Consider the following 23,943-nt stretch of genomic DNA (forward strand, 5'->3'; position numbering starts at 1 on the left):
AGCCAACCACGCGATGTAATGGCAAGGCCCGTCTCCTCGGGGGCGGGCTGAGGCGTGCAGCGATCAAGGCATCGATCTGAGGTGGCCGCGCCAATCCCTCCTGTTTGCGGGGCCATCGCAGACTCCTTTGCGCAGCCGCATCGTTTGGCAGCCCTGACAGGATCGCGATGCTCCTCGCTGTCAATTGATGAGGGCCCCAACGGGCCCCGACCCGCATCGTGCACCTGTCAGACGGCATCCGTCATGATTCAGATTTAAAGGTCAATTGCATGGCAGACGAGCGACACGCGGATGAAAACACTGCCGCAACCGACTTTCCGGGCGAGAGCAAACGTGCGGGCAGCACGCGTGGCAATGAGAATTACGGTGGCACGAAAGAGCAGAAGATCGATTCAACCTCTTCAGAAGCCGAGAAAAACAATGACCAGCAAAATCGGTAAAATCATCGGCAAAGTGAACGAGGCGGTAGGCACGATGAAGTCCAACGCTGATGATGCGTCAGTGCGTGAAGACGGCGCGGAGCAGGAGGCGCTGGGCAAAAGGCAGCAGGCGGATACCACCGGTATGAAGAAGGCTGACCACGAGTGATGTAGCTGCCCCCCCGCTTTCCAAGCGGTGGTGGGTGGTCGCGAAGCTCGAGCAGCGCAGAATATGCGTCCCGCTAGGCTCGAATGTCCCAATGGCTTAGCTGCGCTTGGGGCAGGGATCAGAAACAGTAGCCGCCGCCTGCTGGCTAATGTGCGTGGCTCGGCGAACGCAGTCGATTGTGAACGTGTCGGAGGGATAAGGCGGCGATATCGTTGATCCCCGCAAGTGTCAGGGTACGGTTAAATTCGGCCCGCAGAATTGTCAGGACACGATTGACGCCCGGCTCACCTCCGGCTGCCAAGCCATAAAGGTAGGGGCGCCCGATCGAGCAGGCTGTCGCTCCCAACGCAAGCGCCTTTACCACGTCCGAGCCACGCCTGATGCCACCGTCACAAATTACATCCGCGGCATCGCCAACGGCTTCGCGTACTGCTTCAATTTGATCGACCGGGGCAGGGGCGCCGTCCAGCTGACGCCCACCGTGGTTGGAAATCATGACGCCGGTCGCTCCCGACGCTATCGAACGGTGCGCATCTTCGGGTGTCATCACGCCTTTGATCGCGAGCGGTCCGTCCCATTCGCGAGCAAGCCATTCGACCTCGCGCCAGCCGATCGACCGGTCGAATTGACCGCCAATATAGTCGAACAGGCTCATTGGCCCCGATGCCAACGCATCAACCTTGTGACTAACGTTCGCGAGGTCAAATTTGGACCCAGTCATTGCAGGAACCGACCAGCCAGGGTGGCGTAGGAAGCTGAGCAATGACCGGACCGTCAGCTTTGGGGGCATCGAGAGGCCGCTGACCCGGTCGCGCTCCCGATTGCCGGCGACTGGCGTGTCAACGGTCAGCGCTAGGCCGTGGAAGCCTGCCGCTCGGCAGCGGGCTACGAACTCAGCGGTGAGGCCGCGATCCTTGAAAATGTATATCTGGAAAACCTTTGGTCCGGCGAACGCTTGCGCAAGGTCCTCCAGCCGCGTGGTGCCCATCGTCGACAGGCTGTAAAGGAGTCCGTGGTGCGCCGCTGCGCCGGCCACGGCCAATTCAGCTTGCCCATGAAACATGCGGGTGAGGCCGGTCGGCGACAGCATCAGCGGCCAGCGCGACGGTTGGCCGAAGATGCTGGTCTCCGTCCTGATTTCTGTTACGTCGTTGAGGACGTCCGGGATCAGCTCGTAGTCGGCGAATGCGGCGACATTCCGGCGCAGGGACACCTCGTCATCGGCGCCGCCATCGATATAGTCGAAGATCGGCCGCGGCAACCGGCGGCGCGCCATCAGACGCAGGTCGGACACGTTGTTTGCACGTTCAAGTGGCGTCATGGCGGTATCATACCTTCCGACGGAAGTGTCTTGTTGCTGGTTGTCTAGAGTCGAGGCCGACAGAAGCATCGAGCCTTCCACTGATGCTCTTGCTGTCCCCCATTCGTTTCTTCGAAGCGACGATCGGTAACGCAACCTTGCTATTCAGGATCGCTATCGATCCCGTTTCCGAGTATTATCGATGACAGCGTGCTCCGGCGTCTTTCAACTACAATATTGCGCCGATCGACTGGTCAAAGTGCGCATCCATCAGGGTGACGGCGGCGGCAGTGTCGCGGTCGGCGATCGCCAATGCGATGTCTTCATGTCGTTTCAGTACGATCGCGCGCGCGTCAGCGGTCTGGCGCGTCTCCCATGCCACCGGCACCGCGATCGTCATCATCGGTTCGAACGAGCGGACGATCTGGAGGAACAGCGCATTGCCGCTAGCGCGGGCGATTGCTTGGTGGAAGACGATGTCGTGGCGGGTCACATCGGCGATGTTGGCCGCGGTCGCCATCGCCTGCGCGGCGGTCCGGATCATTGCCGCGCTGGCGTCGCTGCGGTTACGCGCGGCCAGTTCGGCGGTGCGCAACTCGAGCGTGCGGCGGACGTCCCAGACCTCGGCGACCGAGACCTGTGCGGTCGCGACCGCATGATCGATCGAGGTTCCCATCACCGATCCGTCGATCGCGCCGACGCGCGCGCGGCGACCATTGGCGACGTCGATCAGGCGGAGCGCAGCCAATGCGCCGAATGCCTCGCGCATCACCGCGCGGCTGACGCCCATTTCGGTCGCGAACTGGCCCTCGCCAGGCAGCGTATCGCCAACCTTGAGATCGCGCTCGCGGATATGGTCGCGGACGCGGCGCACCGCGCGTTCGACCAGAGAGCCGCTTTCGTCGAGACGATCCACGGTCTTCACGCCGCCGCCTGGAGCGCGCGCAGCCGCGTCGGGGGCACCCCGAACCGCCGCGCGAACGCGCGCGTGAAGCTGGCGTTGTTCTGGTAGCCGCATCGATAGCCGATCGCCGAGACGGGCAGGTCGGTCGCGAGCAGCAACCCGTGCGCGCCCGACAGCCGCTTGTCGGCGATCGCGTCGGCCACGGTCGATCCGAACATCTGGCGGAACCCGTGCGTCAGCTTGGCGCGGTTCAGCCCGCAAGCACGCGCAACCGAATCGAGCGTCAGCTTCTCCTGCCAGCGATCGTCGATCAACCGCCGCGCCGCCGCCAGCCGACCGGCGTCGAGTTCCGACAGGACGCCCGCTCCATCGGCGGGGATCAGTGCCCCCTGATGCAGGCACGCGAAGCTCGCGCAGAGCAGTTCGATGCTCTTGGCCAGCCGCAACGTGGTCCGCGCCGGCTCCGGCATGGGGCAATCGCGCAACGCAACTACCAGCGCGCGCAATTCGGTCGGCAGGTGCCAGACGGCATCCGCATCGGGCAGGAACCCGAAAATGCGTTCGCAAGCGGCAGTGGCGACGGTCAAGACGACCATGGCTTCGGCATCCGGTGTGAAACCAGACGCGATCGTCGCGGGCCGGTCGACATCCCCCAACCCGAAACGCAACGTGATCGTGTCGGCATCACGCCCATCATGTTCGATCGGTCCAGTGCCGATGAACGACAGCATTTCGGGTGAAACGTCGATCCGCTGTTTGGGCGTGACCGTCATGATCCTCTCCTCCGTCAAGATTGACGGCATCATGTACCTTTCTGACAGGTCGTCAACTGCTATCTGATAGGTCAGTGGTTGCGGATACCGGCGCGGAACGCATCGCCAGCACAAAACCCAGTACCGCCAGCATGCCGGTGCCAACGCCCACGATCGCAAGCGCCGGACCCAGATGGGATTCACCGCCCAGCACGCTGCTGATCCCGGTCACGAGCAAGGGTGCGATGCCGAAACCGATCAACCCGGCAAAGGCGATGAACGCGCCGATACACAGGCCGCGAAGCTCGTTGGGTATGAGCACGGTCAGTGCCACCGAGGTGATGAGCCCGGTGATCGCACCGCACAACGACAGCGCGCCAAACGCCACGGCGAACCACGTCACCGTCGGGCTGATCGGGAACAGCGCGGCGGGGACGCCGATCACGGCCGCGACGACCGCGCCCAGCAGCAGTCCGCCGCGCATTCCGCTCTTCTGTCCCCAGTCCGCTGCGAACCCGCCGAGCAGTGTCCCGGCCAGGCCGCAGCCGAACACCAGCGCACCCATCCAGCCTGCGAAGTCGCCGGGATGCAGGCCATAGTGGCGCGCCAGGACGGGTGCGGCCCAGACGAGCGCGGCGTTGTCCGCCATCACCACCGCGACCTGCCCGATGAACAGGGGGGCAAGGAACACGCGACGTGCCCACAGCTCGGTCGCCAGCACCCTGAACGGCGCGTGCGTCGTCGCTGCCACCTCGTGCCGGGCTGGCTCGCGCAGAAGGAACAGCGGCAGGATCAGGATCAGCCCGACGATCGCGAGCACCGCGTGCGTGCCGCGCCACGGTGCCATGCCGCCCATGATCGGCAAGCCGCCGGCGGCGATCCGGCCAAACAGCCAGCCGCCGACGCCGAACGCCGCGGCGAGGCCAGCCATCTTGCCGATGTTGACGAGCAGCATCGCACGCCCGCGCCGTTCTGGCGCACACAGATCGGCGGTGATCGACAGCGCCGCGGTCAACGCGCCGGTGGTGCCGGTGGCGGTCAGCACGCGCGCGACGAACAGCATCGTCGGACCGTTCGCGACCGCCGTCATCGCGGTGCCGACAGTCCAGACCAGCGCGAGGGCGACGAGGACATGCGTCCGCCTGAACCGATCGACGAGGATGCCCACGGGAATCGAGAAGACGACGAGCGCCAGCGCGGCGCTGACCCCCTGGATGACCCCCAGCATCGCGTCGCTGAGGCCTAGTTCGACCTTGGCACCTTCCTGCACGGTTCCAAACGAGGCCATCATCGTGAAGCCGATCGCCATCGCCAGCGTGAGCATTAACAGCGATGGCAGCGTCCGCGGTGGCGGGGCGGTAACGGTCATGTCAGCCCCCGGCGCAGCGCGTCGAGCCGCATGGCGTGCGCACGATTGGCGACACCCGGACCGGCCATCAGGTCGAAACCGTGAAAGGCGCCAGGGTGGACGTGCAATTCGGTCGCGATGCCCGCAGCGATCAGGCGGCGGGCATATTCGATGTCCTCGTCGACGAAGAGGTCAAGCGCGCCCGACATGAGAAACGTCGGCGGCAGGCCGGCGAGGTCCTCTGCGCGGGCAGCGGCGGCGTAGGGGGAGATGCCGTCACCCCCCGGCTCCTGTCCGAGCAGCGCGGCCCAGCCGAACCGGTTGTTGTGCGAGGTCCAGATGAACTCGCCGGCATGGGCATGCGGCGGCTTCACGCAGGTGCGGTCGTCGATCATCGGATAGGTCAGGTGCTGGAAAGCGATCGCCGGGCCGCCGCGGTCCCGCGCCATCAGCGCCAAGGCCGCAGCAAGCCCGCCGCCCGCGCTTTCGCCCATCACGCCGATCCGGGCGGGATCGATGCCGAGATCGGGGGCGTTCGCATGGGTCCACGCCAGCCCGGCATAGCAATCTTCGATCGCACCGGGAAAGACGGTCTCGGGCGCGAGGCGATAGTCAACCGAGACGATGACGCAGCCGAGTTCGGCGGCGAGTGGGCGGTGGCGAAACTCGAGGTCCTTCGCCGCTCCAGCGACATAGCCGCCACCGTGAATGTGATAGATGCACCCCAACGGCCCCGTCGCGTCGCGGGGGCGATAGATATGCAACATGATGTCGGGCGCGACCGCGGGACCTGGCACCGCGCGGCGATCGTAATCGACCCCACAGTCGGGGACGGGGGGCAGCGGCAGTTCGCGCGCACGCAGCACGGTGAGACCGTCGGGTGTCAGCGTCACCGTCGGCCATGCGTCGAGCAGCGGGCGAAGTTCGGGATCGACGATTGGCAGACTGGTCATCGGATAATCCCTCGGCTGTGCGACATGCCCCTCACAGCGAGAAGATCTTGCCCGGATTCATCAGGTTCCGCGGATCGAGCGCGCGCTTGATCGTGCGCATGGTGTCGACCGCGTCGCCCAGTTCGGCGACCAGCCAGTCCTGCTTGCCGATGCCGATGCCATGCTCGCCGGTGCAGGTGCCGTCCATCGCAATGGCACGCTCGACAAGTCGGCGGTTGATCGCCTCGACTTCCTCGAATTCATCGGGAGCGTTGGGGTCGATCGAGAAGATGACGTGGAAATTGCCGTCGCCGACATGCCCCAGGATCGAGGCGGGCACGGTGCCGGCGTCGATGTCGGCGCGCGTCGCCAGGATGCATTCGGGCAGGCGGCTGATCGGCACGCATACGTCGGTCGTCCAGCCGACCGCGCCAGGGCGGACGTTGACCGCCGCGTAATAGGCTTCGTGCCGCGCCTTCCACAGCCTGGCGCGCTTCTCGGGCTGGTTCGACCAGGTAAAGGCGCCGCCGCCATTCGCCTCGGCAAGCGCCGCAACCGTCTCGACCTGCTCAGCGACACCTGCGGGCGAACCATGGAATTCAAAGAACAGCGTCGTCACTTCGGGATAGTCGAGCTTCGACCAGCGATTAACCGCCGCCATCTGCTTGTCGTCGAGAATCTCGACGCGGGCGAGCGGCACGCCGCACTGGATCGACTGCACCACGGTATCGACCGCGCCTTGCAGCGAATCGAATCCGCACACCGCGGACATGATCTGTTCGGGGATCGGATGCAGGCGCAGGCTCACCTCGGTAATGATGCCGAGTGTGCCCTCCGCGCCGACGAACAGCCGGGTGAGGTCGTAGCCCGCCGCCGATTTGCGCGCGCGCGTCGCGGTGCGGATGACGTTGCCGTCCGCGGTGACGACGGTCAGCGACAGCACCGCCTCGCGCATCGTGCCGTAACGGACGGCGTTAGTGCCGCTGGCACGGGTCGAGGCCATGCCGCCGATCGTGGCATTGGCGCCGGGATCGATCGGGAAGAACAGCCCGGTATCGCGCAGATGCGCGTTCAGTTCCTCGCGGCAGACGCCTGCCTGGACGGTGCAGTCGAAGTCCTCCGCGTTGACGGCCAGGATAGCATTCATCCTCGACAGGTTGACGCTGACCCCGCCGTTGACGGGCAGCGCATTGCCCTCGATCGAGGTGCCCGCGCCGAACGGCACGATCGCGACGCCCGCTGCGGTGCACAGGCGGACGCAGTCGGCGACCTCCGCGGTCGAGGCGGCGAAGACGACCGCGTCCGGCAAAGCTTCGGCGAAATGCGCCTCGCTGGTACCGTGCTGGCGGCGGATGCCTTCCCCCAATGCCAGTGCATCGCCGAAGCGCTGGCGGAGGGTGGCGACAAAGCCGTCGTCGAGCGGCGGACGGGGCGGGATGGGATCGTGGCGCATGTCAGAACCGGACGGTGCCGCGGATGCCGACGCGGCGACGCGGCGTCTGGATCGCGAGGTTGGAGATCAGCGGCGCGGGCAACCCGGCCCGGCGAAGCAGCGACGCGTCGAGATAGGTCTCGAGATATTTCTCGTTGAACAGGTTGGTCGCGAAGGCCCCGACCTCGAGCGGCCCGCCCTGCCAGGTGAGCGAGGCGTTGACGAGGTGATAGGCTTCGAGGAACGGCACCGAGGCGGCATCGAGCGAGGCGCCGGTGCGCCGGCCCTTGGCGACCAGGTTGGTGTCGAACACGATCGCCTGGTCCTGATGGAAGGGCAACCGCAGATTGGTGCCGATCGCGTAATTGGCGTCGGGCACAAACAGGATGCGGTTGCCCGGATAGGCATAGCCGGTGATTGCCCGGAACTGGCTGGCATCGGTGACGCGGGCGTGGAGCAGCGTCGCATTGGCATAGACGCGCCACAGCTTGCTGACGTTGAACGCCAGCTCCGCCTCGGCGCCGTAGCTTTCGACATCGCCGGAATTGAGGTTTATCGCGACGAAGCCGACCGGCTGGCCGGTGGCGGGATTGCGGATGGTCGAGGGCGCCAGCGCATTGGCGCCGATGAAGTTCCTGTAGTCGTTGTAGAACGCCGCGACGTTGGCAGTCAGGCGACCGCCGAACCCGCTCGCCTTCGAGCCGACCTCATAGGTCCAGACGCTGTCGCCGCGATAGGTGAGGTTGGGCGCCCCCGGCCCGTTCTGGCCGCCGCCGCGAACGCCACGCGCGACCGAGGCATAGGTCATGAAGTCGGGGTTCCAGCGCTTGGTCAGCGTGGCACGCGGCTGCCATTCGTTGGCCTTGTAGGCGGCGTCCAGCCCGGCGGTGGAGGCGTCGAGCTTCTGATGGTCGTACCGGATGCCGACCGCCAGATCGAGGCCGCCGCCGAAGTTGAGGAAGCCGGTGGCGAAGCCGGCGATGTTCTCGTTCTCCGACGTGGCGGTGCCGGGCACGGTGAGGCGCGCGGGCACGACGGTGGTGGTGGTGACGGCATCGGTGGTCGAACGGCCGTAAAACGCGCCGATCAGCGTCGAGAAATTGTCGCTCCACCTGGTGTCGAAGCGCAATTCGCCGGTGCGGGTCTTCAGCGTGCGGTCGGACGTGGTGCGGAAGAAGTCGAGCGCGCTGTAGTCGCCGTCGCCGGCGCTCTTGGTGTTGCTCTGGTTGTAGGCGGCGATCGCGGTGATCGTGGTGTCGATGCTGTCGACATCGAACTCGCCCTTCAGATTGGCGGCGTAATAGTCGATCGTGGCCAGACTGCGCTGGTTGGTGCTGTTGTCGAGCGTGTAGTCGCGCGGGCCGGCGACGTGGAAATAAGGGGTGGAGCCACCGAACACCCGGTCATAGCCGCCGTTCAGCGTGAACCGCGCCCAGTTGGCGGGCAGGAAACGCAGCGTGCCGCTGATGCTCTTGGTCTCCAGCGGGTTCTGGTCGCCGCCGGCGAGCAGGTTGCGCTGGAACCCGTCCTCCTTGTGATAGGCGCCACCGATGCGGAACTGGAGAACGTCGGCGACGATCGGGCCGGAGACACTGGCCGAGACGGAGGCATAATTGTCGCCCGTCGCCAGCGCGCCGTCGACGCGGCCCTGCCAGTCGTTCGACGGCTGGCGGGTGACGACGTTGATCGCGCCGCCCAGCGTGTTGTTGCCGAACAATGTGCCCTGTGGTCCGCGCAGCACCTCGACCCGCGCGACATCGACCAGTGGCGAGTTCAGATAGGTGGTGTTTGGCTGGTAGATGCCGTCGATGAAGATGCCGACGCCCGGCTGCACCGTGTCGATCAGCGTGGTGCCGATGCCGCGGATCGAGACGAACGCGCGCCCGACCGAATCGGAGTTGATGTTTAGGCCGGGGGTATAGGCGGCGACATCGCGCACGACGACCAGCTGCTGCTGCTTGATCGCGTCACCCGAGATCGCGGTGACCGCGATCGGCACATCCTGCAGCCGCTCCTCGCGCCGCCGCGCGGTGACGACGATGTCGGATGCGGCGGGATCGGTCTGAGCCTTGGTATCGGCCTGCGGATCGGCGGGCGTTCCCTGGTCGGTCGTCTGCGCGCCTTGCGGCTCGGTCAATTGAGCCGGTGCGATCGCTGGCCATGCGATGCCGAGGGCGGTGGACAATGCGAACAGCGAGCGACGACGCATGTGAAAACCTCTCCAATGACGGCGGATCGATTCGCCCACCTGTCAGAAAGGTATGTCACCACCCATAGCTATCTGAAAGGTCGGGTGACTATGCCGATCGGCTTAAATGCTTCGCCCTACCAGCATGAATAGCCGCCATCGACGAGTACGATGCTGCCCGTCATCAGGCTTGCCGCGTCCGAAGCGAGGAACTGGACGACCGAGGCGACTTCTTCGGGTTCGCCAAGCCGCCCTTGCGGCGTGCCGTCGATCCAGCGGCGATACATGTCGCTCTTCTGGTCCGCGAAGGCGTTGAGCGGGGTCGCGATATAGGTCGGCGCGACCGCGTTGACGCGCACCCCGCGTCCCGCCCATTCGGCGGCGAGGCTTTTCGTCAGTTGATGCACCGCCGCCTTAGAGGCGTTGTAGTAGCTTTGCGGCTGCGGGCGGTTGACGATGACGCCCGACATCGACCCGATGTTGACGATCGATCCGCGCCCGCGCGCCAGCATGTGCCGCCCGAAGGCGCGCGCGCACCAGAAGGTGCCGTTGAGGTTGACATCCAGGACATTCAGCCAATGTTCGTCGGCGACGTCCTCCGCTGCGGTTTCGCTGCGTGCGATCCCGGCATTGTTAACGAGAATGTCGATCGGACCCGCGCGATCCGCGGCGGCAGTGACCGCAACGGAATCGGTTACGTCGAGCACCACGCCCTCGACACGGTGTCCCTTGGCGCGAAGCGTTTCGAGACTGCGTGCGAGCAGGTCGGCGTCGCGATCGGCGACCGTCACCGCGGCGCCGAATTCGGCGAGCGCGTCGGCGCAGGCCCAGCCGATGCCCTGCGCGCCGCCCGTGACGAACGCAGTGCGGCCGTCGAGCCGCAGGCGATTGGCGTACATGCGGTTATCCTTCAGGGCAGGAAGGCGGCGGCGGGCATCACCGGCTCGAACGCCGCGGCGCCCGCGCCGATACGATAGACCTGCCGCGTGCTGCGATCGAACGGCGCCCAGGGCAGCGATCCGTCACGCGCAAAATCGACCCACAAGCGATGCATATGCGTCGCGATGTCCTGCGGCGGTGCTGGTCCCAACAGTCCCTCGAGTCCGGTCGCACAGGTGAGCGTGTCGAACACGAACGGTACATCGATCGCGTGGGCCGCGCCAAGCTCACCGCCGAACGCCGGTGATCGCCATTCGAGCTCGTAAACATGCGTGCGACCGCGATGCTCCTCAGCGAAGCGGCGGGCGGGCCAGCGGAAGACGAGGTCGGTCATCGCATCGGTCAGCGCGCGTCCTGCAGGTCGCTTGCCCGCGCCATAGGCCTTGAGGGCCGCCCAGGCGCGCGGCTGCGACTTGCGCAGCACGAACCACGACAGCAGGCGTCCGATCCTGTCGCGTACACCCGACGGGACGAGGTAGAGGTTCATTTCCTCGGCATTGGTGCCGATCAGCACCTCGACCGCCGCGCCGGCGCCGGCGGCCAGCGCATCGAGTGGCGGCACCGGCAACACGTCGTCGCCGTGAACCGGCACGAAGCGGCTGATCCCGAACACCGGCTCGCGCCCATCTGGTCCGCGCAGATCGATCCGCGTCGTCGGCAGCGAGACCTTCTCCACGGCATCGAGCATCGCCACGGGGCCAACCCCGGCAAAGCCGTCACGGGTCGGCTGGACGCCAAGCAGCGCGGCGAGTCTGATCACCAGCCGCTGCATCGTGCCGATGCCGCGCGTCATGCCGCCGTGCCCGCTCTGGATGATCGCGCGGGCGAACAATCCTTGGGCAAGCGGGGAGGTGACGAGGTCTGCGATCGCCATTGCGCCCGCCGACTCACCGAACACGGTGACGTTCGCCGCATCGCCCCCGAACTGTCCTATCTCGGTCTGCACCCATTGAAGCGCGGCGATGACGTCGCGCAGGCCCAGATTGGTCGGTACGCCCGGGATCGGCAGAAATCCGTCGATGCCGAGGCGATAGTTGATCGCGACGCATACCACGCCGTCGCGCGCGAAGGTCGCTCCATCCTGTACCGGCGCATCCTTGCTGCCGATCAAGAAGCCGCCGCCATGGACGAATACCATCACCGGCAGTTGAGTGCGGTCGTCGTCGGGGCGCCAGACGTTCAACGTTAGATAGTCGTCGCCGGCGATCCAGCCGGCACCGATCAGCGCCGTAACGTCAAGTCCCGGCACTGACTTGATCCGCTGCGGCGCATTGGCGCCTGGTTCGACGACATCGCGCACTCCCGCCCACGGTAGTGGCGGCGCGGGCGATGCAAACCGTCTGTCGCCGACCGGCGACGCCGCGTAAGGTATACCGATGTAACGATGGACGCCATCCAACGTGCGTCCACGCACCGCGCCCGCCGCGACACGGACGATGGGATCCTGTTTTTTGTGCGATGGCATGGAGCCGGTTTACACCTTTCGCAGTGCGATGCCGCCGCCGAGACTTTGCAGATCGGCATGATTGCGATGCCGGGTTCGCATAGGCGTGACCTCATGCGCACATCGCTCGCAAACCCTGAAAAATCCGTCGCATGCGTGATGCGGAAGGGACAATAGCGCTCCACCCCACATCGATGCCAAACGAAAATGTTTTAGATGAACGGATACAACGCATTTTGCGAAACCGAGATCTTTTCTCGAATAGTCGCAATAATAGCTTCCTGTCTTATGAAAGCTTAACACCATTAGTCTGCTATAAATATCCCCGGGGCACACGGCAGCAGCATAAGCGCCATGGGCTGCACGAACGGTTTGCCCTCATGATTCATGTTAGCACCGGACAAGCTCCGATCCACCAGATGCCGGGACTAAACACCTAACGAGCTCCTCGGCAATCTGGACGATCCGCAGCATTTCCGAGGGGTCGAGGATGTGAAGATGGCCGCGCGTCGCCTTTACGAACTCCACCATCATGTCGAACGCGAACTTTGGTGGTAACAACCTCAGGTCGGGCACGAGATGATCACGATCCTGGCGCCGACCGATCAGGGTCACTGGCTGACAGGCAGCTATGACGACGTGCTGGCATTGCAGCGTCCGTACCCGGCTGCGCGCATGACGGTGCGGGGGCCGGTGTTCCCGACCGAGAGGCGGTCACGACCCTCCGGTAGGAGCGAGCTTCGACCAGCGTTGTCAGGGGTTGGCCAAGCCAGGCTTGGCGGGATCGACGGTGCTGCCTTTGCTCGGCTCGTAACGGACGGTCCATTGCGGATGACCGTCTGCCGTCATCTCGATGTCAGGGATGGCGATCGGATCGTTGCCGGTCTCGATCCAGCCAGCACCGTGGCACCGGTCGCACGCCGTCCGCTTACACCGGAAACTGACGAGATCGATCTCGGTGTTCCACTGGCCGCGACCGTCACATACCGGGCACTTGGCGTCGAGGCTGCCATTGCGCGGCTGTAGCGGCACGATGTCGAAGGCGTGCGGGCTTTCGGGTCCGTTGCAGTACACGATGTTGCTGGCATGAGGCATGCCGCTCACTCTACGCAGGTATCGCAAAAAGCAATGGACGGTCGCCACAACGCCTTATTGGATGGCAGGCTCCCGTCAGGCGTCACTTCTGTTGCAACTTCGCAACAACACAAAGGCAAAAGAGCAACATCGGTGCCGTCACCTTGTCGGCTAGCGCGATCCTCATAAAGTGTCGCTGGATCGAGCGATGGGAAGCTGCTCGAAACAGGGGGAATTAATGAAGCACAGCAAGTTAGTCGCGCGCCTGTCTTTGTCCGTGTCAGCAATGGCGCTTGTAGCACCTGCCGCGGCGCAGACGATCCAATCGGCACCCAGTCAGGAAACTACCGCCGAAGCGCAGGTCGCACCAGAGGCTGACGCCGGCAGTCAGATCGTTGTCATTGGCAGCCGTGTCGCCAATCGCACCGTTTCCGATAGCCCGGTGCCGATCGATCTGATTTCCGAAAGCGCCCTGCAGGCTTCGGGGACGGGCGAACTTAACAAGACGCTCAACCAGCTCGTGCCTTCCTTCAATTTCCCGCAGCCATCGATCGCTGACGGGTCCGACGTCACCCGCCCTGCTACGCTGCGCGGCCTGAACCCCGACCAGACGCTGGTGTTGTTGAACGGTAAGCGTCGCCATGTCTCGGCGCTTCTCAACATCAATGGAACGGTCGGTCGCGGCGCAGCGGCGGTCGATATGAACATGATCCCGGCGCTGGCGATCCAGCGGATCGAAGTGCTGCGTGACGGCGCCTCGTCGCAATATGGATCGGACGCGATCGCCGGTGTGATCAACGTGCAGTTGAAGACCGCAAGTTCCGGTGGGCGGGCGCAGGTCAGTTACGGGAAATATGTCACGACATTGGACGGGGTGTCCGACTTCGACGGTCTCGTCACGTCAGGTGGCCAACCGGTTCTGGGGACCGCGGATACACGCTATCTCCAGGCGAACAGCTCGGGTGAGCGCAAGGCCCGCGACGGTGGATACACGACCTTCGGCGTCAATGTCGGCCTTCCCGTGGGCGATGGCGGATATTTCAATTTCACGGGGGAATACCGCGATCGGAACTTCACCAATCGGCAGGGTTACGATCTACGGCCCAATTACATCCGGCCGACCACCACGACGTTTGATGCGCGGGAGGCGACGTTCAACCGGCTCGACTTCCGCTATGGCGATGCCAAGACGGAGGATTTCAACTTCCTCATCAACACAGGTGTGCCGCTGGGCGATGCCGAATTCTATGGCTTCTTCACCTATGGCCACCGCGACGGCTTGTCAGCGGCGAACTTCCGTCAGCAATCGGCCGCGACGAATCGTGACTTCTCGACACTGACGCCTGGCACCGTGCCAACCAATGCAAATTTCGTCGGCCTGACGCCTGACGGCTATCTGCCGAAGATCCAGTCGAACATCGACGACATGTCGGCGACCAGCGGTATCCGTGCTGACGTTGCCGGTTTCAAGGGTGATTTCTCGCTGGGCTTCGGGCGCAACGAGTTGAACTACCGGACCGAGAACAGTGTGAACGTGTCGTTCGGGCCACAAAATCAGGGCTCATTCGATGCTGGCGGTCTCTCCTTTTCGCAGATTCTCGCCAATGCCGATCTGTCACGTCAATTCGACGTCGGCTTTGCCGGGCCACTGTCGTTCGCGTTCGGTGGCGAATACCGCCATGAAATCTATCAGATCCGTCCTGGCGATCCCCAGTCATATCTGACAGGACCGCTGTTCACTCCGGCTCGTGCAACGACAGCCGGGAATTGCACCGTGCTTGGCGGCGTCTTTGCCAATGGGATATGCTCCTTCCCCGGCCGCGCCGCCGCAGCGGGGGCGCAGGGGTTTGGCGGTCTACCTGTCTCAGCCCGCACCAACGTGAACCGCGACAGTTTTGCCGGTTATGTGGAATTCGATGCCGATCTGTTCACCGGGCTCACCGCCACCGCAGCCGGTCGATATGAGCATTACAGCGACTTCGGCGACACGCTGAACGGCAAGCTGGCGTTGCGCTATGAATTTTTGGAGGGCTTCGCGTTGCGCGGGTCGGTGTCGAACGGTTTCCGTGCGCCATCGCTGCATCAACAGTTTTTCACGACCACGTCGACCAACTTCCTCGCCGGGGTGCCGGTCGACGTATCCACCGTGCCGGTTAGCAGCCCCGTCGCCCGCGCGCTGGGGTCACAACCGCTCGACCCTGAGAAGTCATTCAACCTTTCGGGCGGCGCGACGTTCAACCCCTTCCGCGGTTTCAACCTGACAGTCGATTATTTCCGGATCAAGATCACGGACCGCGTGGTGCTGTCGGAAAATCTCGGCGCTGCCGGTGTCGGCACCGCTGCACAAAATGCTGCCGTGCAGGCCGTGCTGACCAGCAACGGCTTCAGTAACGTTGGCGCCGCCCGCTTCTTCATCAATGGCCTCGACACCACTACACAGGGGGTCGACGCAGTGGCCACTTATCGGGCCAACCTGGGTGGTCTGGGTGCGTGGAATCTTTCCGCGGCATACAACTACACGCAGAACAAGATCGACAAGCGTCTGAACAATCTTGGCCCGCTCGCACAGATTCCGGGCCTGGTGCTGTTTGGCCGCGTCGAGGGTATTCGGTTCGAGCGTGGTCAGCCGCGGACGAAGGCCGTTTTCGCCACCGACGGGAAGATCGCCGGAGTTGGCGTGTCGGCACGGACCACGCGCTATGGTTCTGTCATCTCACCAGAGACGACCGCGCCCCTTGGCGCCGATGCGACCAGCCTGACGGCGTTGGGGCCTGACGATCAGCGCCTCCGCCCGAAGTGGATCACCGACTTCTCGCTGAGCTACGATTTGCAGGGTGTGCAGCTGACGCTTGGTGTCGACAATGCATTCGACGTATATCCCGATCGTCGCCCATTCGGCCCGCGGCCGACGAGTGTCGGGGGCAGCTATCCCGCGACCTATCAGTTCCTGCCGTACAGCGGGTTCTCGCCATTCGGCTTCAACGGTCGCTTCTTGTATGCACGGGCAGCCGTGAACTTTTGATTCAACGCTGGAGGGGCCTGCGGGTCCCTCCCACATACATTTTCCATTAGCGACTACGACCGCCTGGGGGCGATTGCCGCGAAACTGGATGCCGAAAGCGGCCATAATGCGGAGATGAACGGGCGGCCGAACTCGGGGAGCTTGGAAGGGGCGTAAATGTCCAAGTATGGGTCCGAACGGACCGGCTTTCGCCGGTCCGCTGCGTGTTTTTCTCATAGCACCTGATACTATCAACGCCGGGCGATGATGCGGTTATGCTGGAATATGGATTCCACACAGCTTGTTGCCGTCCGGATCGCGGACATAGGCCAAAGTGATGGTTCCCATCGCCGACTCGCGCGGACCGGGTCGATCCTCGATTGAGGTGCCGCCGTTTGCAACGGCTGTATCGTGAAAGAGTTCGACCTGTTCGGGCGAGTTGCATGCGAACGCTACGGTGCTGCCGTTGCCCACGGTCGCGGGTTCGTCGTTGATCGGCTCGCTAACGATGAAATTCGTCCCTCCCTCATTGCGATAAAAGAGGCGGGTATGACCGCTGCCGGCTACGTTTAGCGTCGCTTCGCCACCACCAAGGGCGGCGATCACTGCATTGTAGAACCGCTTGGATCGCTCAATGTCGTTCGATCCTACCATGGTATGGAACAGCAAGTCTTCTCTCCTTAAAAAGCATCTGAGCGGCCGAAACCATGCCGCTTGGCTCTCATTAGCCTGATTATGGCCGTCGTCCCACTGCGCTTCTCGAGCCAAGACGAGGCGCTCGGCACACCGGTTGGTGTGCGAAATCAGCTGGCGACCAGTGGAGGAACCGGCGTGTAGACGAGAATGCAGGGCTGTAATGGTGAAGGCGCCACTGAATGTCACACGACTGGATCAACCAGTACTCTCTCGATGTTCGCCGAGTTGCCGCTGCAATGCATTCGACAGCTGAATTGCTGAGTAGGGCTTCTTGAGCAGCTCCATGCCCTCGGCACCTTCCGTCGCCAGGACATGGCTGTACCCGCTGGCGAGGATGACGGGCAGAGCCGGTATGTCGCGGGCGAGCCGTCTCGCCAGTTCGATCCCGCCCATGCCGGGCATGACCACATCGGAGAACACGATGTCGAAGCCACTGCCGTCCGTCCCGAGCTGCTCCAGCGCCTCCTCCGCGCTCGTCACCCACTTGGTCCGGAAGCCGAGATCGTCGAGCAACTGGCTGGCGAACTGGCCGACGCCGATATTGTCCTCGACGATCAACACGCAGCGTCCCTCGCCATCGACTGTCTGCGGCAGAGTCGCAGGCCTGCTGTCGGCTTCCGCGGTGTCGACCTGCGGCAGGTAGAGCGTGAAGATGGCGCCTTCGCCCGCGACGCTTTCGACATCGACGTCGCCACCCGACTGTTTGGCGAAGCCGAATACCTGACTCAGGCCCAGCCCAGTGCCCTTGCCGACACCCTTGGTAGTGAAGAATGGCTCGAAGATACGTTCCAGATCGTCAGGCACAATCCCGACACCGGTATCCGTCAGCGAGACTGCGACGAACCGGCCGGTGCCGGCACCGTGGCCACGAATCGCGGGCATTTGCGCATCGCAGCGTAGCTGGACGGTGATGGTGCCCACGCCATCCATGGCATCGCGGGCATTAACCGCCAGGTTGACCAGTGCCGTCTCGAACTGACTGACGTCGGCGCGGATCAGGCAGGCTTCTGGCGGCAACTCGTACCGGACCAGGACGCGCGCGCCCGTGATGCTGTCGAGCATGTCCGAAACGGCGTCGAGGCGGTGTCGAACATCGATCGTTTCCGGCTCCAGTGTCTGCCGTCGCGCGAACGCCAGGAGCTGTCCCGTTAGCTTGGCGGCGCGCTCAGCGGTGTCGCCGATGGCGTCGAGGTAGCGCTGGCGCTTCTCCGGCGCGACGTTCTCCCGGCGCAGCAGATCGACCGACCCCCGAATGACGGTCAGCAGGTTGTTGAAGTCGTGGGCGACACCGCCGGTGAGCTGGCCGATAGCCTCCATCTTCTGGCTCTGCCGCAGGGCGTCCTGTGTCCGCTCAAGCTCTTCTTGAGCACGAACTTCGGCGGTGATGTCGAGCGCGTGGTGAAAGCCGCCGATGATCCGCCCTTCATCGTCGAGGAGCGGGTTGAAGGCGATCTGCCACACCGGAACCTCGAGGTCAGGGTGGCCGAACGCTTCCCGGATGATGAGGCTCTCACCCGCCAACGCACGGGCCATCGACGAGCGGAGTAGTTCGCCTTGGTCCGGCAGGATCTGATCCGGCAGTATGTCTCCGACCTGCTGCCGGATGCCATAGGTGCGAAAGTAGGCGTCAGCATGTGCCTTATTGAACGCTGTGATCCGCATGTCCGCGTCATACGCAAACACCGGCGAATGATCCGACTGCACGATATCGCGGTAGAGGCGCAATGCGGCCGATCGCTCCTCGATGCGCTCCTCGAGCGTGACGTTGAGCTGGGCTAATGCGGTTTCCGCCCGGCGACGCTCGGTCAGGTCCTTGAAAAGGATCGCTACCTGATTTCCGTTACTTGGGCCGCTCGGCCAGGCAGAGACCTGCAGGTGCTTGGCGGTCGAGGTCAGCTCCAGTTCGAAGTGTATAGGCTGACGCGTCTCCAGCACGAGCCGATAGGTCGCAATCCAATTGACCGCCTCGTCGCCGATCAGGTCTCGAGCGCTAAGGCCGACCGAATCGGGCAGTCCGCAATGCTTCCGGAAAGCGCCATTCGCTTCCAAGTGAACGTAATCGCTCAGCGGGCCGCGTGGCGTGTCGACGAACTCAACGATGCAGAATCCTTCATCTATGCTTTCGAATAGGGCTCGGTACTTTCCCTCGCCGTCACCGCCCTGCGCGCTGTAGCGATCCAGCTCGACACGGAGCCGGGCGTTCTCAGCCCGCAGGCTGTCCAGTTCATCTCGCTCACTTGTCGACATGGATTGAGCTTATATAGGTCGACCTGACCCGGCTAGCTTTCATGCTTGTCGGCACTGGCGAAGAGCGGCTCGCCGAGACGATGTCGACATGGATGCCCGCCTGCTTGTTCTTCACGAGTAGGCCGGTGTCTGGACGCTCAATTCCGTTCTTCCGGGTAACACGGAACTGCTCGGGTGTCAGGGCGGCAACGGCCTCGTCGGTCTTGGCATAGTGTGGTCATGATTGACCTGATGGGTGTGCCGTCGCCGGTGTCGAGGTACCGGACGGCCACAGCTTCGCATCGACGTTAGGCGAGAAGCTCCAGGATCTTGCGCTCAGACATGATCCGGATCGCGCGGCCTGACCGTTGCAGTTCCAAGGCATGCCGGAATTGCGCGTCGTACCGCACGTAGCCGAACGGTTCCTCACCGATGACCGCCAGGATCGTCGTCGTGCTGCCAACGCCAGCGACGATCCGCGCACCGCTGCCCGCTAGCCGATGAGCGAGCGGGCCGTTGCGGGGCTGGCCGAGGATCGCCACCCGGTGACCTTTGAGTGGACCGTCCGGCGCGGGCAGTGGCGCCGGAGCGGCGCGCTGCCCTACCGGGAGCATCAGCCACCCTGCGAGCGGTATGCCGGTATGGTCGATAGCCTTGACGACGATCATGCCTGCGGCGCGAGCGTCACTCAGGGCATCGTGATGCCGGAGCGGGATGCCAAGGTGTTTCGACACCACGTTGAGCTTGTGGCTGGAGAGTTCGGGCCAAGCACGCTTCGCGACGCGCACGCTGTCGAGCCAAGTCGTCTTGACCATCGTCCGGTCGTGCACGCGGCAGGCCGCCGCCAGCGCGCCTTTGTCGAAATAGGAATGCGCAACCGTGGTTCGCCCGGCCAAGTGTCCGTCGACGACCTCGTGCACGTCGGCAAAGCACGGCTTGCCTGCGACATGATCGGCGGCGATGCCGTGGATGCGGGTGTTGAAGCTGCTGAAGTGATCGCGTGGATCGACCAGGGTCTCGTACTCGAACGCGACCGTGCCGGCGCGAAAGCCGACGATGCCGATCTGGCAGATGCTGCTGACGCGGGAGCAGGCGGTCTCGACGTCGATTACGACGAAGTCGAGTTCGTCAGCTGCAGCCGGGCCCGCTCCCGACAGGGCGGCCTGGGCAGGGATATCGGCAGTGGCGTCGCGGAACATAGGAGGGTCATACACCATGGCCGGCGAGGGCCAACGCTATGATCGCCGGTTTCCAAGATTGCTGGCGACGGTAATTCTCGGGAACATGCTCGTCCTTCGAGATGCTCGGCCGATGCCTTCCGATCAGGAGATATGAACAAATGACCGGTTCCGGCGAGCTGATAGGATGCCCTGAGCGTCGCCGTCCGGATCTACCGGCGGACATAATTGCGTTGCGCACGTCGACTTGGATATATGATTGATCCAAATGGTTTATCCCGACGCAAAGCCGGGAGCCTTCATGAACAAGATCGTATTCGCGCACGCCTGCCTCGTTGCCACGCTGTTCGCCGGCGCTGCGCAAGCCCAGCGTGATCCGCAAGTCGTTGGCCTCCAACCGCAGGCAGAGCCATATGCTACCAGGTCCGTGGTCAACCATCCGCGCACGATCGGCTGGCCAGAAGGGCGCAAGCCCGTGGCGCCGCGCGGTTATGAGGTCGTGAAGTTCGCCAGCGGCCTTGAGTATCCGCGCCAGGCGTTGCTGCTGCCGAACGGTGATGTACTGGTAGCAGAAGCCCGGACCAAGCCGAAGCTGGACGCCGAACCGGAGGTGCAGCGAGGGCAGGCGCTGTCCAAGACGACCGGCTTCAGCGCAAATCGCATCACGCTCCTTCGCGACGCGAACCGGGACGGCATAGCCGAGCAGCGCTTCGTGCTGCGCGAGGGGCTCAACCAGCCGTTCGGGATGCAATATGCCAATGGACGTCTTTATATTGCCAATACCGATGGCGTGGTCAGCTTCCCTTATCAGCCGGGTCAAACGCAGATCACGGCAGCGCCCGCTCCCCTGATCTCGCTGCCTGCCGGAGGCTATAATAATCACTGGACGCGCAACCTGCTGCTGAGCCCCGACGCGCGCATATTGTATGTGTCTGTAGGTTCCGCCTCCAACGTCGGCGAGCATGGGATGGACGAAGAAAAGCGCCGCGCCGCGATCCTCGCGGTGGAACTCGCGACCGGGCGTGAGCGACTATATGCTTCGGGCCTGCGCAACCCGGTCGGGATGGCGTGGGCACCTTCGACCAACACCTTATGGACCGCGGTCAACGAGCGCGATGAACTGGGCGACGACATCTCGCCTGACTATCTCGTCGGCGTGCGTGAGGGAGGCTTCTACGGCTGGCCGTATAGCTATTACGGCAAGCAGGATCCACGGCATCCTAATGAGAAGCGTGATATGCTCGCAACCACGTTGATGCCCGATGTCGCGGTTGGCCCGCATGCTGCAGCGCTGGGCCTCGCCTTCAACAAGGGGCCGGATGCCGGCAAGACAGCCTTTGTTGCCCGACACGGTTCGTGGAACCGGTCGAGCTTTATCGGTTACGACGTGCTGGTGGTGCCGTTTGCGAATGGCCGGCCGACCGGTGCGCCGCAGCCATTCCTGACCGGCTTCGTCGCCGATAAAAATAAGGGCGATGTCTATGGCCGCCCGGTCAGCGTCCAGGCCCGTGAGGACGGTGCAATCTTTGTCGTCGATGACGCCGGCGATACCGTATGGATGGTTCGCCGGACCTCGTGATGCGACTATCGACGGCGCTGCCGGCTGCCGTGGCGCTTGTCGTCACGACGCCAGCGAGCGCGCAGACCATCCCGTTCGCCGATACCGAGGATGCGACGTTGTCAGAGATTGATGTGGGGGCGGGCATCATCCATCCGGTTGTGTCGATCGATCTGCGTAATGGCGACTATGCGCGCGGCACCTATGATGATGACAATGCGGGGCTTGGTCGCGCTCCCTTCCATTTCTCGGTCGGCGGGGCCGTCGTGCTTCGCCGTCGTGTGGGCGGAGACGGGGAGGGCGCGCTGTTCCTGATCGGTCAGAGTTCGAATGGGTTTCATGCGCCCCGCCCCGATGAGAGGGTGAGTCCGCGTGGCTGGTACGAGAGCAATAACCTACTGGGTATCGCCTGGCGGCCTGTGAAAGGCGTCAGCGCAGCAGCCACCTACACGATCAAAGCCAGTCCCAATGCTATCGCTGCCACATCGCATGAGGCGAGCCTGACGTTTCTCTACACGGCCGATGACCGGCTTGGGCAGTTGAAGCCGCGACTGGCTGTCACGCGGCGGACGCGAGGTGATGGCGGTTTTTACACCATCGGCGGCATCGCACCGTCGTTTGAGCTTTCGAAGCGGAAAAATGGACCCACGCTGGGACTGCCGGCTACCGTGGGTATCGGCTGGAACGGCTTCTACGCAGCAGACAGCGGGACTCGGGCGTATGGCAGTGGCGGCATCTCCCTGTCGCAGCCTGTCAGTCTTGGCGGCGCCAAGGCGACGCTACAGGCCGAACTGTTGGCGCTGGTGCGCGATGATCGACTCCGGCGGCAGGACGGACCCTCTGGTACGACTGCGACGCTGATCCCCTACGCTACGGTATCACTGGCTATGGCGTGGTGAACGCCAATGATGAACGAACATGACGCCGCTCCATGCCACGATTTCAATGCTCAACGGCCCAGCCCTGCTATGACATGTCATTCCGAGGCTCTCCTCGTATATTGCTGGCAGGATCGGCGCAGATGTGATGCGCTGCTCCCGCGCCGCGCGAAGAACCGCCATATCGTGCCGAGCGCGACCTCGGTGCCGTGATCGGCCAGAAGCGCCTGCAACTCGGCCAAGGTGATGTCGGGCGTCGCCTTGTAAGCCTCCAGGATCAATCCGGCATGCGCCTCGATCCCCATCGATCGTCGATCTCCGCCCTGCGGCAGCGGTGCCGGCGTCCCGTGCTGGTTCGCAAGCTGCTGCCACCGGCATGAATCCTGAATCAGAAAATCCCGGCGACGGGAATCCCATTATGATTCAGCCCGGTGAGAAACCGCTCTAAGGCGGGGTGAGGCTCACAAACGCCGGATACTCACCCTCAGCCTGGATGAAAAACCGGGGGACCCTTACCTGACGTCATCTTCACAAGACAGGAATTTCCGAATTGATACGAGTAATGAAGTCGGCAAACGCTTTGACCTTGGGCGGAGGAAGTGCCTTGCTGGAGTAGATGGCATACAGAGATGGCGCCGGCTCCAGCGCAAAGTCCGGAAGCACCCTCACGAGGCGCCCAGATTCAATCTGCTCTCCGATCAGCGCAAGTGACGTGGGCACGATCCCGAGGCCTTGTTCGGCCATTCTTATGACAGCGTTCTGATCGTTTGAAGCGAAACGAGTCGATTGCGGCAATACGAAATCAGCGCCAGAGCCTCTGACTTCAAGCGTGGGCAGACGGACTGGAAGTTCGGAGCCATCGCCCCTTCCGGCTTCATCATAGGGTAAGATACCGAATACTTCGTGATTGCCGAGATCTGACGGACAAATCAGTGGAGGGGCGTTGCTGAGGTACGATGGAGATGCGACAAGTACGAGGGGCACGTCACGAAGTTTGCGTGCCACAAGTGTAGAGTCCGCCAGCCATCCGACATATAGTACGACATCGAACCCGTCTGCGCCCGGTAGCAACCGATCACCGACTTTCATCCGCAGGTTTATGGCGGGAAATTCAGTCAGAAATTGCGGCAGATACGGTGCAAGGTACGTCGAAACGTGGGAGGGCAGGCCCAGTCGCAACGTGCCTGACGGTTCATCACGGTAGGATGCGATTTCGTCATCGATGCCCGCTAAATCTGTGGCCAGGCGAACGCAGCGCCTGTGAAACACGGTACCGATTTCAGTGAGCGATACACATTTGGTGGTTCGCTCGACCAGTCTCACGCCATATTTTTGTTCCAGTCGGGTGACGGCCCGGCTGACATTCGTCTTCGAGATTTTCAGGGCGCGCGCCGCGCCCGAAATGGAGCCGAGGTCGCCGACCTTTGCAAAAATCACATGGTAGTCACTGTCGATCACATGGAAAATCCTGTGAGGCTTGTTTCTAGATGCTGACTGGCAAGCGA

General features: G+C 63.4%; 20 protein-coding genes. 5 read left to right on the plus strand and 15 right to left on the minus strand.

The window, feature by feature from the left end; translation table 11 throughout:
- The first annotated feature begins 218 nt into the window (after positions 1 to 218).
- Together JAO74_RS03480 and JAO74_RS03485 are read left to right on the plus strand one after the other, a co-directional pair.
- Positions 219 to 440, plus strand: a complete 222-nt coding sequence (locus tag JAO74_RS03480) for a hypothetical protein (protein ID WP_199035221.1) — start codon at positions 219 to 221, stop codon at positions 438 to 440.
- Entirely contained in the window at positions 421 to 588 is a 168-nt protein-coding gene (locus tag JAO74_RS03485; RefSeq protein ID WP_199035222.1) for a hypothetical protein, read from the plus strand. The genes JAO74_RS03480 and JAO74_RS03485 overlap by 20 nt, the downstream gene beginning before the upstream one ends.
- Positions 589 to 733: 145 nt before the next feature.
- On the opposite strand, the gene JAO74_RS03490 is transcribed toward JAO74_RS03485, so the two are convergent.
- The 10 genes from JAO74_RS03490 to JAO74_RS03535 form a co-directional block, all read right to left on the minus strand.
- On the minus strand, positions 734 to 1,978 hold the full coding sequence (locus JAO74_RS03490; protein ID WP_233150645.1) for an alpha-hydroxy acid oxidase: 1,245 nt from the start codon (positions 1,976 to 1,978) through the stop codon (positions 734 to 736).
- 139 nt (positions 1,979 to 2,117) lie between these two features.
- Positions 2,118 to 2,813 (minus strand): FadR/GntR family transcriptional regulator, encoded by a 696-nt coding sequence (locus JAO74_RS03495; RefSeq protein WP_332908721.1) that lies wholly within the window; start codon positions 2,811 to 2,813, stop codon positions 2,118 to 2,120.
- Complete coding sequence (locus tag JAO74_RS03500) at positions 2,810 to 3,565, minus strand: helix-turn-helix domain-containing protein (RefSeq protein ID WP_199035225.1); 756 nt, start codon at positions 3,563 to 3,565, stop codon at positions 2,810 to 2,812. Before JAO74_RS03500 ends, JAO74_RS03495 begins: the two co-directional genes overlap by 4 nt.
- A 52-nt stretch (positions 3,566 to 3,617) precedes the next feature.
- Positions 3,618 to 4,913 carry an MFS transporter gene (locus JAO74_RS03505; RefSeq protein WP_199035227.1) on the minus strand — a complete coding sequence of 432 codons (1,296 nt, stop codon included), beginning with the start codon at positions 4,911 to 4,913 and terminating at the stop codon, positions 3,618 to 3,620.
- Entirely contained in the window at positions 4,910 to 5,845 is a 936-nt protein-coding gene (locus tag JAO74_RS03510) for an alpha/beta hydrolase (RefSeq protein ID WP_199035229.1), read from the minus strand. The genes JAO74_RS03505 and JAO74_RS03510 overlap by 4 nt, the downstream gene beginning before the upstream one ends.
- A 31-nt stretch (positions 5,846 to 5,876) precedes the next feature.
- Positions 5,877 to 7,277, minus strand: a complete 1,401-nt coding sequence (locus JAO74_RS03515) for an FAD-binding oxidoreductase (protein WP_199035238.1) — start codon at positions 7,275 to 7,277, stop codon at positions 5,877 to 5,879.
- Between the two features lies 1 nt (position 7,278).
- The gene (locus tag JAO74_RS03520; RefSeq protein WP_199035240.1) at positions 7,279 to 9,465 is read right to left on the minus strand and encodes a TonB-dependent receptor; all 2,187 of its coding nucleotides are present in this window, start codon (positions 9,463 to 9,465) and stop codon (positions 7,279 to 7,281) included.
- 116 nt (positions 9,466 to 9,581) lie between these two features.
- Positions 9,582 to 10,343, minus strand: a complete 762-nt coding sequence (locus tag JAO74_RS03525) for an SDR family NAD(P)-dependent oxidoreductase (RefSeq protein WP_199035241.1) — start codon at positions 10,341 to 10,343, stop codon at positions 9,582 to 9,584.
- A gap of 11 nt (positions 10,344 to 10,354) precedes the next feature.
- Complete coding sequence (locus JAO74_RS03530; RefSeq protein WP_199035242.1) at positions 10,355 to 11,848, minus strand: carboxylesterase/lipase family protein; 1,494 nt, start codon at positions 11,846 to 11,848, stop codon at positions 10,355 to 10,357.
- Between the two features lie 732 nt (positions 11,849 to 12,580).
- On the minus strand, positions 12,581 to 12,922 hold the full coding sequence (locus JAO74_RS03535) for a hypothetical protein (RefSeq protein ID WP_199036039.1): 342 nt from the start codon (positions 12,920 to 12,922) through the stop codon (positions 12,581 to 12,583).
- A 187-nt stretch (positions 12,923 to 13,109) separates the two neighbouring features.
- Here JAO74_RS03535 and JAO74_RS03540 point away from each other — a divergent pair, with 187 nt between their 5' ends.
- Positions 13,110 to 15,923, plus strand: a complete 2,814-nt coding sequence (locus JAO74_RS03540; RefSeq protein WP_233150646.1) for a TonB-dependent receptor plug domain-containing protein — start codon at positions 13,110 to 13,112, stop codon at positions 15,921 to 15,923.
- A 252-nt stretch (positions 15,924 to 16,175) separates the two neighbouring features.
- Here JAO74_RS03540 and JAO74_RS03545 read toward each other — a convergent pair whose 3' ends face one another.
- From JAO74_RS03545 to JAO74_RS03555, 3 genes are all read right to left on the minus strand, one after another.
- Positions 16,176 to 16,571 (minus strand): VOC family protein, encoded by a 396-nt coding sequence (locus JAO74_RS03545; protein ID WP_233150647.1) that lies wholly within the window; start codon positions 16,569 to 16,571, stop codon positions 16,176 to 16,178.
- A gap of 222 nt (positions 16,572 to 16,793) precedes the next feature.
- Positions 16,794 to 18,845 carry a hybrid sensor histidine kinase/response regulator gene (locus JAO74_RS03550; protein ID WP_199035244.1) on the minus strand — a complete coding sequence of 684 codons (2,052 nt, stop codon included), beginning with the start codon at positions 18,843 to 18,845 and terminating at the stop codon, positions 16,794 to 16,796.
- Between the two features lie 287 nt (positions 18,846 to 19,132).
- On the minus strand, positions 19,133 to 20,023 hold the full coding sequence (locus tag JAO74_RS03555) for an exonuclease domain-containing protein (protein ID WP_199035245.1): 891 nt from the start codon (positions 20,021 to 20,023) through the stop codon (positions 19,133 to 19,135).
- A gap of 280 nt (positions 20,024 to 20,303) precedes the next feature.
- Here JAO74_RS03555 and JAO74_RS03560 point away from each other — a divergent pair, with 280 nt between their 5' ends.
- Both JAO74_RS03560 and JAO74_RS03565 read left to right on the plus strand, forming a co-directional pair.
- Complete coding sequence (locus JAO74_RS03560) at positions 20,304 to 21,581, plus strand: PQQ-dependent sugar dehydrogenase (protein WP_199035246.1); 1,278 nt, start codon at positions 20,304 to 20,306, stop codon at positions 21,579 to 21,581.
- 29 nt (positions 21,582 to 21,610) lie between these two features.
- The gene (locus JAO74_RS03565) at positions 21,611 to 22,459 is read left to right on the plus strand and encodes a hypothetical protein (RefSeq protein WP_233150648.1); all 849 of its coding nucleotides are present in this window, start codon (positions 21,611 to 21,613) and stop codon (positions 22,457 to 22,459) included.
- Between the two features lie 77 nt (positions 22,460 to 22,536).
- Here the strand turns inward: JAO74_RS03565 and JAO74_RS03570 are convergent, their stop codons facing one another.
- Positions 22,537 to 22,743, minus strand: coding sequence for a hypothetical protein (locus JAO74_RS03570; RefSeq protein ID WP_199035248.1), 207 nt, complete (start codon positions 22,741 to 22,743; stop codon positions 22,537 to 22,539).
- A gap of 223 nt (positions 22,744 to 22,966) precedes the next feature.
- Positions 22,967 to 23,896, minus strand: coding sequence for a LysR family transcriptional regulator (locus JAO74_RS03575; RefSeq protein ID WP_199035249.1), 930 nt, complete (start codon positions 23,894 to 23,896; stop codon positions 22,967 to 22,969).
- Positions 23,897 to 23,943: the final 47 nt, after the last annotated feature.

Origin of the sequence: Sphingomonas mollis (assembly GCF_016427505.1) — a bacterium.
Lineage (GTDB): Bacteria > Pseudomonadota > Alphaproteobacteria > Sphingomonadales > Sphingomonadaceae > Sphingomonas > Sphingomonas mollis.